General features: G+C 67.7%; 13 protein-coding genes. 3 read left to right on the top strand and 10 right to left on the bottom strand.

Annotated features, from left to right (window positions below; translation table 11 throughout):
* The first annotated feature begins 18 nt into the window (after positions 1-18).
* Complete coding sequence (locus ACTG4X_RS33775) at positions 19-978, top strand: PDR/VanB family oxidoreductase (protein WP_440532977.1); 960 nt, start codon at positions 19-21, stop codon at positions 976-978.
* A complete protein-coding gene (locus ACTG4X_RS33780) occupies positions 975-1,652 on the top strand; it encodes a TetR family transcriptional regulator C-terminal domain-containing protein (RefSeq protein WP_093055334.1) in 678 nt (225 codons plus the stop codon). Before ACTG4X_RS33775 ends, ACTG4X_RS33780 begins: the two co-directional genes overlap by 4 nt.
* On the opposite strand, the gene ACTG4X_RS33785 is transcribed toward ACTG4X_RS33780, so the two are convergent.
* The 10 genes from ACTG4X_RS33785 to mdeB form a co-directional block, all read right to left on the bottom strand.
* Entirely contained in the window at positions 1,645-2,115 is a 471-nt protein-coding gene (locus ACTG4X_RS33785) for a RidA family protein (protein WP_093076225.1), read from the bottom strand. The genes ACTG4X_RS33780 and ACTG4X_RS33785 overlap by 8 nt on opposite strands.
* Complete coding sequence (locus ACTG4X_RS33790) at positions 2,112-3,308, bottom strand: amidohydrolase family protein (RefSeq protein WP_440532978.1); 1,197 nt, start codon at positions 3,306-3,308, stop codon at positions 2,112-2,114. Before ACTG4X_RS33790 ends, ACTG4X_RS33785 begins: the two co-directional genes overlap by 4 nt.
* On the bottom strand, positions 3,305-4,126 hold the full coding sequence (otnI, locus tag ACTG4X_RS33795; protein ID WP_093076228.1) for a 2-oxo-tetronate isomerase: 822 nt from the start codon (positions 4,124-4,126) through the stop codon (positions 3,305-3,307). The genes ACTG4X_RS33790 and otnI overlap by 4 nt, the downstream gene beginning before the upstream one ends.
* Before the next feature lie 12 nt (positions 4,127-4,138).
* Positions 4,139-4,804, bottom strand: a complete 666-nt coding sequence (locus ACTG4X_RS33800) for a class II aldolase/adducin family protein (RefSeq protein ID WP_307614680.1) — start codon at positions 4,802-4,804, stop codon at positions 4,139-4,141.
* Complete coding sequence (gene otnK / locus ACTG4X_RS33805) at positions 4,801-6,072, bottom strand: 3-oxo-tetronate kinase (RefSeq protein WP_440532979.1); 1,272 nt, start codon at positions 6,070-6,072, stop codon at positions 4,801-4,803. Before otnK ends, ACTG4X_RS33800 begins: the two co-directional genes overlap by 4 nt.
* A gap of 3 nt (positions 6,073-6,075) precedes the next feature.
* Positions 6,076-7,092 (bottom strand): D-erythronate dehydrogenase, encoded by a 1,017-nt coding sequence (denD, locus tag ACTG4X_RS33810; RefSeq protein ID WP_440532980.1) that lies wholly within the window; start codon positions 7,090-7,092, stop codon positions 6,076-6,078.
* Between the two features lie 26 nt (positions 7,093-7,118).
* Positions 7,119-8,042 carry an L-threonate dehydrogenase gene (gene ltnD / locus ACTG4X_RS33815; RefSeq protein ID WP_440532981.1) on the bottom strand — a complete coding sequence of 308 codons (924 nt, stop codon included), beginning with the start codon at positions 8,040-8,042 and terminating at the stop codon, positions 7,119-7,121.
* Between the two features lie 22 nt (positions 8,043-8,064).
* Positions 8,065-9,393, bottom strand: coding sequence for an MFS transporter (locus ACTG4X_RS33820; RefSeq protein WP_093055318.1), 1,329 nt, complete (start codon positions 9,391-9,393; stop codon positions 8,065-8,067).
* Positions 9,394-9,536: 143 nt separating this feature from the next.
* On the bottom strand, positions 9,537-10,313 hold the full coding sequence (locus tag ACTG4X_RS33825) for a FadR/GntR family transcriptional regulator (protein WP_097197659.1): 777 nt from the start codon (positions 10,311-10,313) through the stop codon (positions 9,537-9,539).
* 59 nt (positions 10,314-10,372) lie between these two features.
* A complete protein-coding gene (gene mdeB, locus ACTG4X_RS33830; RefSeq protein ID WP_097197658.1) occupies positions 10,373-13,024 on the bottom strand; it encodes an alpha-ketoglutarate dehydrogenase in 2,652 nt (883 codons plus the stop codon).
* Between the two features lie 105 nt (positions 13,025-13,129).
* Between mdeB and ACTG4X_RS33835 the strand changes: the two genes are divergently transcribed.
* Positions 13,130-13,603 carry an Lrp/AsnC family transcriptional regulator gene (locus tag ACTG4X_RS33835; protein ID WP_093055312.1) on the top strand — a complete coding sequence of 158 codons (474 nt, stop codon included), beginning with the start codon at positions 13,130-13,132 and terminating at the stop codon, positions 13,601-13,603.
* Positions 13,604-13,608 lie beyond the last annotated feature (5 nt).

The raw sequence follows: 13,608 nt of genomic DNA on the forward strand, positions 1-13,608 counted from the left end.
ACACAGGGAGACAACTCCATGAGCCTCGAACGCACGCTCACCGTCCGCGTCGAACGCATCTCGCGGCAGACGCCGGAAATCCTGGCCTTCGAGCTGGCCCACCCGTGGGGCCGGCCGCTGCCTTCCTACGAGGCAGGCGCGCACATCGACGTGCACATGCCCGGCGGCTTCTCGCGGCAGTACTCGCTGGCGTGCGCGCCCTCCGACGCCAACTCCTACGTGATCGGCGTGAAGCGCGAGCTCGCCAGCCGCGGCGGTTCGGCCTCGATGCACGAGCGCGTGCGCGAGGGCGACCTGCTGCCGATCAGCGCGCCGCGCAACACCTTTCCGCTGCGCGAGGAAGCCACGCACCACCTGCTGCTGGCCGGTGGCATCGGCATGACGCCGCTGCTGGCGATGGCGCAGGCGCTTGCGGCGCGCGGCGCGCAGTTCACGCTGTGCGTGTTCGCGCGCAGCGAAGAGCATCTGGCCTTCGCCGATGCGCTGCACGCGCCCGCGCTGGCGCCGCACCTGCGGCTGCATCTCGACCAGGGCGATGCCTTGCAGCGTATCGATCTGCATGGGTTGCTGGCCGACCGCGCGCCCGGCACGCACCTTTACGTCTGCGGCCCCGGCGGCTTCATGAAGGCGGTGCGCGACGCAGCCGCGCACTGGCCCGAAGACGCGCTGCACGCCGAATACTTCGCCGCACCGACCGACGCCAACGCCACCACCGGCCTGCCCTTCACGCTGAAGCTCGCCCGGCGTGGCATCACGGTGCCGGTGGCTGCCGACCAGACGGCCGTCGACGCGCTGCACGAAGTCGGCATCGACATTCCCGTGTCGTGCCAGCAGGGCCTGTGCGGCACCTGCGTGGTCGAGGGCGACGGCGAAGACGCCGAGCACCGCGACTTCTGCCTCACGGGCAGCGAGCGCCGCCACAAGATTGCCCTGTGCTGCTCGCGCGCCAGGGGCCAGGAACTGGAACTCCAGCTGTGAGCGCGCGTCCTGCTTCCGTCAACGAAGAGAGCGACGCCGAGGCGCCCGCCACGCGCGGCCGCTCGCGCAAGTACACGCAGGTGCTCGGCCTCATCAACCAGGCCGCCATCGAGGTGTTCGCAAGCGAAGGGCTGGCCGGCGCGTCCACGCAGGCCATCGCCGACAAGGCGGGGCTTTCGAAGGCGCAGCTGCATTACTACATCGAGAGCAAGGAAGCGTTGTACCGCCAGGTGCTGCAGGACATCCTCACCGACTGGATCGTGGTGTTCGGCTTCAGCGACGAGGCCTTCGGCCCGCGCAAGGTGCTGGGCGACCTGATCCAGCGCAAGATGATGTTCTCGTTCGAGCACCCGCTGCGCTCGCGGATCTTCACGGCCGAGATGATGCGCGGCGCGCCCGTCATCAACAACATGATGGACACGAGCAAGCAGCGCACCGACCAGGCTGCAGCCGTGATCCAGAACTGGATGAACCAGGGCCTGATGGACAAGGCCGACCCGATGCTGGTGCTGTTCCACATCTGGGCGGTGACGCAGTTCTACGCCGACCACGCCACGCAGGCGGCCTACTACCGCAACGCAGCCCAGCAGGGCCAGGACAAGGACGGCAAAGACCGGCGCTACCTGATCGAGCAGGTGACGGAGTTCCTGCTGAAGGGCGCGGGGGTCAAGTAGAAGAGCGCTGGGGCAGGTACATGGTGGCTTCGACTTCCACCAGCACTTCGTCCCCCGGCAGGAAGCGCGACACCTCCACCACCGTGCTCACCGGCGGCTCGCCCGGATAGAACAAGCCGCGCACGCGGTTGTAGAAGGCGTAGTGCGGCAGGTGGCGGAAGTACTGCACCAGCTTCACCACGTCTTCCATGGTGCCGCCATGCTCGGCGGCGATCTGGCGGATGCGCTCCAGCACGAACCAGCTCTGCGCGACGATGGGCGCCTCGAACACGTCGACCGACATCTGCCCCGTGGCGTAGCCCACGCCCTGCAGCGCGGTGCGTGCTGCTTCGGGAATCGCGTCGTAGCCGGCGACGGCGCGGCGCGTGGCCGGGTCGACCGCGACCACGCCGCTCATGAAGACGAAATCCCCGACGCGCTTGGCGGCGGCGTAGTTGGCCATTGGCTTGCCCATCGTGCTCATTGTGTTTTCTCCAGTACCTGGCCAGCGCGGATGACGGTGCGTTGCCGCCCACGCGGGCCGATGAGTTCGTGTTCGTCTGTGGCCGACAGCAGCAGCAGGTCCGCCGGGCAGCCCGGCGCGATGCGCCCGTCCCATGCGAGCCCCAGCGCTTTCGCGGGACTCACGGTGACGGTGTCGAGCCAGTCGGAGGCCGGCGCCAAGTGTGCCATCTGCACGCCGAGGCCGAAGGTCTCCAGCAAGTCATAGCTGCCGTAGGGATAGAAGGCGTCCTGCACGTTGTCGGTTGCGAGGCTTGCACGCAAGCCCCGTGCCGCCGCCTCGCGGATGCGCGTGATGCCGCGTTGCACCGGTGTGCGGTCCCAGGCGCCCTGCAGGTAGAGGTTGGTGGTGGGCAGCGCAACAAGGTGAATGCCCGCGCCGGCGCACAGTGCCAGCGTTTCCCCGGCAACCGCGTCGTCCTGCACCGAGAGCGAGCAGGCATGGCCGCAGACCACGCCGTGCCTGAAGTCGCGCGCCCGCACCAGCTGCGCGATGCTGCGCAGGCCGCTGGCCTCGGGGTCGAGCCCCTCGTCGACATGGAAGTCGAGGCCCAGCCCGTGTTGCTGCGCGAGGTCGAACACACGTCCGAGCTTGTGGACGATGCCTTCGTTGCGATAGACGAACGCGCCGAGCACACCGCCCGCGCGCTTCACCTCGCGTGCAATGCGTTCGGCTGCAGCGTGGTCGGCGAACAGGTCGAGCGGCGTGAGCGAGACGAACTGCAGCTCGACGCGGCCGCGCCACTCCGCGCGCAGCGACTCGAACACAGCCAGCGCGGCCGGCGGTTCGGCCTGCACCCAGTCGAGGTGCGTGCGCAGTGCGCGCGTGCCCGATTGCCACGCGTCGTGCAGCGCACGCTCCATGCGAAGCCGCAGCGATTCGCCGGTCCAGCTGTCGCGGTGCCTGTTCATGCGCTCGATGGCGGCGAACAGGTTGCCTTGCGCAGCGCCGACGTCCTGCACGGTGTAGTTCTTGTCGATGTGCGCGTGCGCCTCGACCAGCGCGCTCAGCAGCGTGCCGCTTGCGTGCTTCTGTTGGGCGCTCGGCACGATGGATGCAACGCTGTCGCCAGTCAACGTGACATCAAACAACTGCGCATCGCCCGCCGCGAATGCACGCAGCGGCGCCGGAATGCGCAGCGCCTCGAGCTTCATGCGTGCCGCTGCTCCCAGGCCCGCAGCCAGCCGAGGCCGGCCGAGGTGCCGCCCGGCTCCGAGCCGCGCTTCGGCCGGTATTCGCAGCCGACCCAGCCCTGCCAGCCGCACTGCGCCGACACCTCGTCGATCACGTCGAACAGGTACGGGTAGTTCTGCTCGCCGATGTCGGGCTCATGCCGCTCGGGTACGCCGGCGATCTGGATGTGGCCGACGCGGCCGGTGGGAAGGTATTTGCGGATCTTCATTGCCACGTCGCCTTCGACGATCTGGCAGTGGTACAGGTCCATCTGCACCTTGAGGTTCGGCGCGCCCACCGTTTCGACGATCTCGTGCGCGTGGTCTTGCCGGTTGAGGAAGAAGCGCGGAATGTCGCGCGTGTTGATCGGCTCGATCAACACGTCGCGGCCGGCCTTGGCGGCTTCGGCCGCGGCCCAGCGCAGGTTGTCGAGGTACACGGGCTGAAGCGCGTCGCGCTCCAGGCCTTCGGGCACGAGGCCGGCCATGACGTGGATGCGGGGGCAGTCGAGCGCCACGGCGTAGTCGATAGCCTTGGCAATGCCTTCGCGAAACTCGGCGTCGCGCCCCGGCAGGCAGGCCAGGCCGCGCTCGCCGCCGTTCCAGTCGCCGGGCGGGCCGTTGAACAGCACCTGCTGCAAGCCGTTGTGCTTGAGCCGCGCCAGGATTTCGTCTTTCGCGAAGTCGTAGGGGAAGAGATATTCCACGGCCTTGAAGCCGTCTTTCGCGGCGGCGTCGAAGCGGTCGAGGAAAGCGAGCTCCGGGTAGAGCATCGAGAGGTTGGCGGCAAATTGGGGCATGGGGTGTTTGTACTACCAGCGCGCACCGAAGGTACGGCGCAGTTCATCGATCTGATCGGCGTTCAGCGGCTCGGGCCGTGCGGCCTGCGCGAGCTGCTGAAGCCGTGCGGTTTCTTCGAGCTCTTCGAGCACGGCCATGGCGGCGGCCGGCGTGTCGTGCCAGACGTTGGGGCCGAGGCGCGTGAGCATCACGGCGCGAATCGGCGTGCCGGCGGTGCCGAAGCGCTCGATGGTTTGTGCCACCTGTTCGGCCGCTTCGGACGCGCCGGGCCGGTGGTACGGGATGACCGGCACGTGGCCGACCTTCATCACGAAATACGGTGTAAGCGCGGGCAGCAGTTCGTCGCCCGGTTCGTTCAGCGTGAGCGCGACGCAATGCGTGCTGTGTGTGTGGATCACGCAGGCGGTGTTCGCATCGAACTTGCGCGTCGCGGCGTAAATGCGCGTGTGCAGTGCGATGGTCTTGCTGGCGCGATCGCCGCTGGTCTGCTGGCCTTGCGCGTCGAGCCTTGCCAATCGGGCCGGGTCGAGAAAGCCGAGGCAGGCATCGGTCGGCGTGATCAGGAAGCCGTCGTCCAGCCGCACGCTGATGTTGCCGGCGGTGGCATGCACGTAGCCGCGCTCGAACAAGCTGCGGCCGACGCGGCAGATTTCTTCGCGGGCTTCGTTCTCGGTCATGCGAGCACTGTAAATGCCTTGGTGAAGAAATCGTCGCTTCCGAAGTTGCCGGACTTCAGCGCGATATGCACGCCTGCCTCTGGCGCAGCATCGGAACGCGCATGGCACCACGGCACGCCGGGGTCGATCTGCGGGCCGATCTGCATCTGCGCGATGCCCAGCGCCTGCACGCATGCACCCGAGGTTTCACCGCCGGCCACCACCAGCTGGTGTACGCCGCGTTCGACCAAACCGCGCGCGATGGCTGCAATGGTGCGTTCGACCATCGCGCCGGCCTCTTCGACACCGAGCCTGCCTTGCACCGATTTCACGGCGCCGGCTTCGGCGGTCGAGTAGACGAGCACGGGGCCCTTGTCGATCAAGGGCGCGGCCCAAGCCAGAGCCTCGGCGGCAACGTCCACGCCCGCGGCGATGCGCAATGGGTCGACGGCCATTGCCGCGCCGCCTCGCTGGATGAAGTCGAGCACCTGCCGGTTGGTGGCTAGCGAGCAGCTGCCCGAGACCACCGCCGTCTTGCCGCCGGCCTTTGGCAATGCACTGGCCTGCGAAGAAGGCGCGAGTCCGAAGTTGGCCGGCAGGCCGATGGCCACGCCCGAGCCCGCGGTGAGCAACGGCATCTTCGCGAGCGCCGGGCCCATGCGCAGAAGGTCGTCGTTCGACACGGCGTCGACGATGGCGATAGACACGCCCTCGGCCTTCAACTGAGCGATGCGCTCATCGATGGCAGTCGCGCCGCGCGCCACCACCGTGTAGTCGATGAGGCCCACCTTGCGCTTGCACTGCGCCTGCAGCACGCGCACGAGGTTCGGGTCGGTCATCGGCGTGAGCGGGTGGTTCTGCATGCCGCTCTCGTTGAGCAGCACCTCACCCGCGAACAGGTAGCCCTTGAACACAGTGCGCTTGTTGTCTGGAAAGGCGGGCGTGGCGATGGTGAAGTCGCATTGCAGCGCATCCATCAGCGCCTCGGTCACGGGGCCGATGTTGCCTTGCGCCGTGCTGTCGAAAGTGGAGCAGTACTTGAAGTAGATCTGCTTTGCGCCCTGCGCCTGCAGCCAGCGCAGCGCATCGAGCGACTGCGCGATGGCCTCGGCCGGCGCGATGGTGCGCGACTTGAGTGCAACGACGACGGCATCCACATCGGCATCGAGCGGGCCTTCGGGCACGCCGATGGCCTGCACCACGCGCATGCCCGCGCGCACGAGGTTGTTGGCGAGGTCGGTGGCGCCGGTGAAATCGTCGGCGATGCAGCCGAGAACGAGCTTTGCCATGGCTCAGCCCTTCACGACAGGCAGCTTCACGGCCTGTGCGTTCTCGCGCACGTAGTCGCGCAGGATGGCGTCGAAGCTGGCGTCGGCCTTCAGGCCCAGCGCCTCGGCGCGCGCCGCGTGGATGCGGCTGGGCCAGCTGGTGACGATCTTCGCGATGGCGGCGTCGGGCTCCCAGTCGATCAGGCCGGTGGCGTCCTTGCCGGCAATGCGTTCGAGCGCCTGCGCCATCTCGCGCACGGTGGTCGTCAATGCCGGCAGGTTGATCGCCGTGCGTGCACCCCATTCGGCGGCGCTGGCGGTGGCCGCGCGCACGATTCCCGCGACGGTGTTGCCGGGCGATGCCAGCGCGACAGGCGTGTCGGGCGACACGGGGCAGCGTGCACGCTCGCCGGCCAACGGCTCGCGCAACATGCCGCTCAGGAAGCTGGAGGCCGCGCCGTTGGGCTTGCCCGGGCGCACCGACACCGTCATGAGCCGCACATTGCGGCCCTGCACGAAGCCCTTGCGCGTGAAGTCGGCCACCAGCTGCTCGCCGATGAATTTCTGGATGCCGTAGCTGTTCTGCGGTGTCGGCAGCGTGGTGTCTTCGATCACGGCGGGCAGGCGCTGCTCGGGCGAATCGCCGAACACGGCGACCGAGCTGGAGAACACGAACACCGGCGAGTGGCCCGCGCGGCGGCAGGCCTCCAGCAGGCCGCGCGTGGTGTCGAGGTTGCTGCGCATGCCCAGGTCGAAGTCGGCCTCGCATTCGCCACTCACAGCGGCGGCGAGGTGGAACACCGCGTCGGTGTCGGTCAGTGGCAGTGCGCCGTTGCCAGCCTGCTCGTACAGATCGCCCTGCACGAATTGCACGCGGGCATCGCCGGCCAGGTCGGCGGGCGGCGGCACGCGGTCGGCCAGGGTGATGCGCGACACCGGCTGCGCGGCGCCGCCTGCCAGTGCGAGGTTGCCGCCCGCGAGCAGCGTGCGGGCGAGGCGGGCGCCGAGGAAGCCGCAGCCGCCGGTGATGAGGATGTTCATGAGCGAGTGTGTCCTTCTTGTCTTGTTCAGGCCTGTTTTTTCGGCGCCGGCACTTCGATGCCCGGGAAGATCTTGATCACCGCGCTGTCGTCTTCGCGCGCGTAGCCCGCGGTCGATGCCTGCATGAACATCTGGTGCGCGGTGGACGACAGCGGCAGCGGAAACTTGGTCGCGCGCGCCACGTCGAGCACCAGGCCCAGGTCCTTCACGAAGATGTCGACGGCCGACAGTGGCGTGTAGTCGCCCGCGAGCACGTGCGCCATGCGGTTCTCGAACATCCAGCTGTTGCCGGCGCTGTGCGTGATGACTTCGTACAGCGCCGCCGGGTCCACGCCTTCGCGCAGGCCCAGTGCCATGGCCTCGGCCGCCGCGGCGATGTGCACGCCGGCCAGCAGCTGGTTGATGACTTTCACCTTGCTGCCGGCGCCCGCGCTGTCGCCCAGGCGGTAGACCTTGGCGGCCATCGCGTCGAGCATCGCGCCGGCCTTCTCGTAGGCGGCGGGTGTGCCGGCGGTCATCATCGTCATCTGGCCGCTCGCAGCCTTCGCTGCGCCGCCGGAGATGGGCGCGTCGAGGTACAGGATGCCCAGCTTCTCGAGGCGCGCTTCGAGCGCCACCGACCAGTTCGGATCGACGGTGGAGCACATCACGAACAGGCTGCCGGGCTTCATCGATGCGGCGCAGCCGGGCGTGGTGCCGTCGCCGAACAGCACAGATTCGGTCTGCGCCGCATTCACGACGACGCTGACGACGATGTCGCACTGCGCGCCGAGCGCGGCCAGCGTGTCGCAGGCCGTGCCGCCATCGCGCGCGAAGGCTTCGGCGACCTCGCGGCGCACGTCGAACACGTGCGGCGCATGGCCCGCGCGGCGCAGCGATTGCGCCATGCCGGCGCCCATGGCGCCGAGGCCTACGAGGCCGACGACGGGAGTGTTGGTGCTGGAAGTCATGCAGGGATTCTTTCTTTCGAGGTCAGCGATTGACGAGTTGCTTGGGCGTGAGCCACACGCCGATGGCGCCGAGCACCAGCGCACCGGCCAGCACGTACATGCCGATCTGCGTGCTGCCGGTCAGGTCTTTCAGGTAGCCGATGAGGTACGGGCTCACGAAGCCCGCGAGGTTGCCCACCGAGTTGATGGCCGCGATGCCGGCGGCCGCCGCCGTGCCGGTGAGAAATGCTGTGGGCAGCGACCAGAAGAGCGGCGCGCAGGTCAGCACGCCGGCTGCGGCGAGCGAGAGGAACGCCAGCGACACGACCGTGTTCTGCGTGTACGAAGCCGCGACGGTGAAGCCGATCGCGCCCATCAGCGCGGGCACGATCAGGTGCCAACGGCGCTCCTGGCGGCGGTCGGCGCTGCGGCCGAAGAGGTTCATCGCGACGATAGCGCAGACGAAGGGGATCGCGCTGAGCAGCCCGATGTTCAGGTTGCCCTGCACGCCCGTGGCCTTGACCAGCGTGGGCAGCCAGAAAGTGAGTGCGTATTGGCCCATGACGAAGGCGAAGTAGATGAACGCCATCCACCATATGCGCGCATCGCGGAACACGCCAGCCACCGAGTGCGGGCCCTTGGCGCCGTGGGCTGCGTCGCGCGCCACCTCGCGCTGCAGCAGCGCCTTTTCTTCAGCACTCAGCCAGCGCGCCTGGGCGATGCCGTTGTCGAGGTAGACCAGCACCATCACGCCCACGAGCACGGCGGGAACGGCTTCGATCAGGAACATCCACTGCCAGCCGCTCATCGACGAGACGCCGTGGAAGCTGTCCATGATCCAGCCCGACAGCGGGTTGCCGAAGATGCCCGCCACCGGAATGGCCGACATGAACACCGCGATGATCCGCGCGCGCCGGTGCGCCGGGTACCAGTGCGTGAGGTACAGGATCACGCCCGGATAGAAGCCCGCCTCGGCCACGCCGAGCAGGAAGCGCAGGATGTAGAAGCTGGTCGGCGTCTTCACGAACATGAAGCAGGCCGAGAGCAGGCCCCAGGTGATCATGATCCGCGCGATCCAGATGCGCGCGCCCACGCGGTTGAGCAGCAGGTTGCTCGGCACCTCGAACAGGAAGTAGCCGAGGAAGAAGATGCCCGCGCCCAGGCCGAACACGGTTTCGCTGAAGCCCAGGTCCTGGCCCATCTGCAGCTTGGCGAAGCCCACGTTGACGCGGTCGAGATACGCGACCACGTAGCACAGCATGAGAAAGGGCACGAGGCGCCAGAACACCTTGGCGTAAGTGCGCTTTTCGAGCGCGGCATCGGCTGCGGCGGACGACGGCATGGCGCCGGCCTGGAGGGTCGAGGAAGTCATGAGAAAGCTTTGTCTCGGTTAATTTGTCAGGTCATCATACAAATTTGAGATTTGTGAACCGACCCGGGTAAACCCGGAGATCGCGCCGTTCGCGGCGACTTTCTGGTGTCTTTCTGTGTCGGCTCGGCTGCCTACAGCTCGCTTTAGCTGCCTATTGGCCAGCCTTCGACCAAGGGCCGCGCGAGCTGCGCGCCTTCCTGCTGCCAGAACGCGGGATCGGCCTGCTCGATGCGGCGGATCGCGTTGTCCATGTGGTTCTTGGCCGCCTCGCGCGCCCGCAGCGGATCGCCGGCCTCGATGGCTTCGACGATGCGCGCATGCTCTTGCGCCACCTCGCGCGCGAAGTCGGCGCGGCGCGCCTCGTTGGCGCGCGTGACGCGGGTGGCGCCGTGCAAAAACTGCCGCAGGTACTGCAGCGTGCCAATGAGGAAGGGGTTGCGCGCAGCCTCGGCAATGGCGCGGTGGAAGCGCACGTCTTCGTCGGCGCCGTTGCCACCCGCTTCCACGGCGGCGTGCAGCGCATCGATGGCGTCGCGGATGCGCTGCACATCGTCTGGCGTGCGGCGCTCGGCGGCCAGCGCTGCCACTTCGGCTTCGAGCGCGCGGCGCAGCTCGACCATCTGGATGACGGCTTCGCGCGAGGCCACGTGCGGCATCTCGAAGCGCAGCGGCTCGACGCCGGCGGCACGCACATACACGCCGCTGCCCTGGCGCGAATCGAGCAGGCCCAGCGACTTGAGCCGCGACACCGCTTCACGCACCACGGTGCGGCTCACGCCGAACTGCTCGGCCAGCGCGGTTTCGGTCGGCAGGCGGTCGCCTTCGGAAAGGCGCCCGCTGCGCACCTCGGCGGCCAATGCATCGGCGACCTGGTCGGCCAGGCGGACGCTGGGGGCGAGGGATTGGAAGCGGGCGGTCATGGGCGCGAATGGGGTGGGGCCTGCGACTCTAACGCAGGCCCTGCGCGACCGCCGCAGCCTCAGTTCAGCGCGTGGCGGGCAGCCCGCGCGATGCTGGCCGCATCGACACCGAAGAACCCGCGCAGCGCCGCACGCGTGTCGCTGCGGCCGAAGCCGTCGGTGCCCAGCGTGATGTAGCGACGGCCTTCCGGCAGGAAGGCACGCACGCTCTCAGGCACGGCGCGCACGTAGTCGGTGGCGGCAATGATGGGCGCCTTGCTGCCCTTGCCGAGCTGCTGCGCGACGAACGCGGTACCGGCTTCTTCACCCGACAACGCGCGCTGCTCGCAGGCCAGCCCGTCGCGCGCAAGTTCGCTCCAGCTCGTGACGCTGAACACCTCGGCCTCGATGCCTTCCTCGGCCAGCAACTGAGCGGCCTTCACAACCTCTGTGAGGATCGCGCCGGAGCCCATCAGCGTGACCTTCTTCGCCTTGCCCGATGCCGGCGCATACGTGCCGAAGCGATAGCACCCGCGCAGGATGTCGCCTTCCGCGCCCTCGGGCACATCGGGCTGCGCGTAGTTCTCGTTCATGAGCGTGACGTAATAGAACACGTCCTTCTGCTCGACCATCATCTCGCGGATGCCCGCATCGACGATCACCGCCATCTCGCCCGCGTAGGCCGGATCGTAGGCCTTGCAGTTGGGAATGGTCGCGGCCACGAGGTGGCTGCTGCCGTCCTGGTGCTGCAGGCCTTCGCCGCCGAGCGTGGTGCGGCCCGAAGTGGCGCCGAGCAGGAAGCCGCGCGCACGCTGGTCGGCCGCGGCCCAGATGGCGTCGCCCACGCGCTGGAAGCCGAACATCGAGTAGTAGATGTAGAAGGGCAGCATCGCCAGGCCATGCACGCTGTAGCTGGTGGCAGCCGCCGTCCAGCTCGCGATGGCGCCGGCTTCGCTGATGCCTTCTTCCAGGATCTGCCCGTCGGTGGCTTCGCGATAGCTCAGCACCGAGCCGATGTCTTCCGGCGCGTAGCGCTGGCCCACGCTCGAATAGATGCCCACCTGCTTGAACAGGTTGGCCATGCCGAAGGTGCGCGCCTCGTCGGCCACGATGGGCACGATGCGCGGGCCCAGGGCCTTGTCCTTCATGAGATTGCCCAGCATGCGCACGAAGGCCATGGTGGTGCTCATTTCCTTGCCGGCGGCGGCGGTGGCGAACTGCGCGTAGCTCGCGATGTCGGGCTTGGCCACCACGTCGCAGGCGGTCTCGCGGCGCGGCATGGCGCCGCCGAGCGATTCGCGGTGCTGGCGCAGGTAGCGCATCTCGGCGCTGTCTTCGGCGGGGCGATAGAAGTCCATCGCGGTGGCCTGCGCATCGGTCAGCGGCAGGTTGAAGCGGTCGCGGAATTCGATGAGGTCCACGTCGCCCATCTTCTTGTGCGAGTGCGTGGTCATCTTGCCCTGCGCGGCGCTGCCCATGCCGTAGCCCTTCTTGGTGTGGGCGAGGATCACGGTGGGCTGGCCCTTGTGCTTGGCCGCAGCCGCGTAAGCCGCATGGATCTTCACGAGGTCGTGGCCGCCGCGCTTGAGGCGATCGATCTGCTCGTCGGTCATGCCTTCGGCCAGGCGCGCGAGCTCGGGGTTCTGGCCGAAGAAGTTGTCGCGGTTGAAGCGGCCGTCTTTTGCGGCGAAGGTCTGCATCTGGCCGTCGACGGTGTTGGCGAATACGCGGGCCAGCGCGCCGCTCGTGTCCTGCGCGAAGAGGCCGTCCCAGTCGCTGCCCCACACGAGCTTGATGACGTTCCAGCCCGCGCCCGCGAAGAGCTTTTCGAGCTCGTCGATGATGCGGCCGTTGCCGCGCACCGGGCCATCGAGGCGCTGCAAGTTGCAGTTGACGACCCACACGAGGTTGTCGAGTTTTTCGCGTGCGGCGAGCGTCAGCGCACTCATCGATTCGGGCTCGTCCATCTCGCCGTCGCCGAACACGCCCCACACCTTGCGGCCTTCGCAGTTCAGCAGGTTACGGTGCGTGAGGTAGCGCATGAAGCGCGCGTGGTAGATCGAGCTGATGGGGCCGATGCCCATCGAGCCGGTAGGGAACTGCCAGAAGTCGGGCATCAGGTACGGATGTGGGTAACTGCACAAGCCGCGCGCGCCGCTGCCGTCGACGAAGGCGGGAGCGGTGAGCTCCTGGCGATAGTGCTTCAGGTCTTCTTCGCTCAGGCGGCCTTCGAGGTAGGCCCGCGCATAGACACCTGGCGCGCTGTGCGGTTGGAAGAACACGAGGTCGCCGCGGTGCTGCTCGCTGCGCGCATGAAAGAAGTGGTTGAAGCCGGTCTCGAACAGGTCTGCCGCGCTGGCGTAGCTGGCGATGTGGCCGCCGAGTTCGCCATACGCCTGGTTGGCCTTGGCCACCATCGCGAGCGCGTTCCAGCGCATCAGCGAGGCGAGCTTTTCCTCGATGGCAAGGTCGCCCGGGAACGGCGGCTGGTCTTCCGCGGCGATGGTGTTGACGTACGGCGTCGCGAGTTCGGGCTGCCAGCCGATGCGCTGCTGCCGCGCGAGGCGGGCCAGCTCGACCAGCATCTGCCTGGCGCGCTGCGGCCCCTGTGTTTGCGCCAGCGCCACGAAGGCATCGCGCCACTCGGCGGTCTCGGCGGGATCGGGGTCGTGCGAAAGCTGCGGGTCGAGCAGCAAGGCGCGCATCTGGTCGGCGGAAATCGGGGCGTTCATACCGGCACTTTAGGCCGCCTTGCGGAAAATTAGCTACTGGCGCGAGCAATCCCGCGCGAGCTTCGCGGCATAAAATTCCGCTATTCCTTGAATTCAAAGCATTTCATGCAACTCGACGCCATCGACCTGCGCATTCTGGATGAGCTGCAGCGCGACGGTGCGCTGTCGAACGTGGAGCTGGCGCGGCGCGTGCACCTGTCGCCGTCGCCCTGCCTGGCGCGCGTGAAGGTGCTCGAAGCGAATGGCGTGATCGACCGCTATGTGGCGCTCGTCAGCGCGAAGGCATTGGGCCTGGGGCTCAACGTGTTCATCTCGATCAGCCTGACGACGCAGAGCAAGCAATCGCTCGCCGACTTCGAGCAACGCATCGCCGAGCACGACGAGGTGATGGAGTGCTACCTGATGACGGGCGACAGCGACTACCTGATCCGCATCGCGGTGGCGGACATGGCTGCGCTGGAGAAATTCATCCTGGAACAGCTCACGCCAATTCCGGGAATCGAGAAGATCCGCTCGAGCTTTGCACTCAAGCAAGTGCGATACAAAACGGCGCTGCCGTTGCCGGCAGCGCCGCTGTAGGGACG

Source organism: Variovorax sp. YR566 (genome assembly GCF_051992195.1).
GTDB lineage: Bacteria > Pseudomonadota > Gammaproteobacteria > Burkholderiales > Burkholderiaceae_C > Variovorax.

Bases quoted from the DNA above. Each gene is read 5' to 3' on its own strand.
- ACTG4X_RS33825 (WP_097197659.1), bottom strand. From the start codon at position 10,313: ATGACCGCCCGCTTCCAATCCCTCGCCCCCAGCGTCCGCCTGGCCGAC.
- ACTG4X_RS33775 (WP_440532977.1), top strand. From the start codon at position 19: ATGAGCCTCGAACGCACGCTCACCGTCCGCGTCGAACGCATCTCGCGG.
- mdeB (WP_097197658.1), bottom strand. From the start codon at position 13,024: ATGAACGCCCCGATTTCCGCCGACCAGATGCGCGCCTTGCTGCTCGAC.
- otnI (WP_093076228.1), bottom strand. From the start codon at position 4,126: ATGCCCCAATTTGCCGCCAACCTCTCGATGCTCTACCCGGAGCTCGCT.
- otnK (WP_440532979.1), bottom strand. From the start codon at position 6,072: ATGGCAAAGCTCGTTCTCGGCTGCATCGCCGACGATTTCACCGGCGCC.
- ltnD (WP_440532981.1), bottom strand. From the start codon at position 8,042: ATGACTTCCAGCACCAACACTCCCGTCGTCGGCCTCGTAGGCCTCGGC.
- ACTG4X_RS33835 (WP_093055312.1), top strand. From the start codon at position 13,130: ATGCAACTCGACGCCATCGACCTGCGCATTCTGGATGAGCTGCAGCGC.
- ACTG4X_RS33790 (WP_440532978.1), bottom strand. From the start codon at position 3,308: ATGAAGCTCGAGGCGCTGCGCATTCCGGCGCCGCTGCGTGCATTCGCG.
- ACTG4X_RS33820 (WP_093055318.1), bottom strand. From the start codon at position 9,393: ATGACTTCCTCGACCCTCCAGGCCGGCGCCATGCCGTCGTCCGCCGCA.
- ACTG4X_RS33785 (WP_093076225.1), bottom strand. From the start codon at position 2,115: ATGAGCACGATGGGCAAGCCAATGGCCAACTACGCCGCCGCCAAGCGC.
- denD (WP_440532980.1), bottom strand. From the start codon at position 7,092: ATGAACATCCTCATCACCGGCGGCTGCGGCTTCCTCGGCGCCCGCCTC.
- ACTG4X_RS33800 (WP_307614680.1), bottom strand. From the start codon at position 4,804: ATGACCGAGAACGAAGCCCGCGAAGAAATCTGCCGCGTCGGCCGCAGC.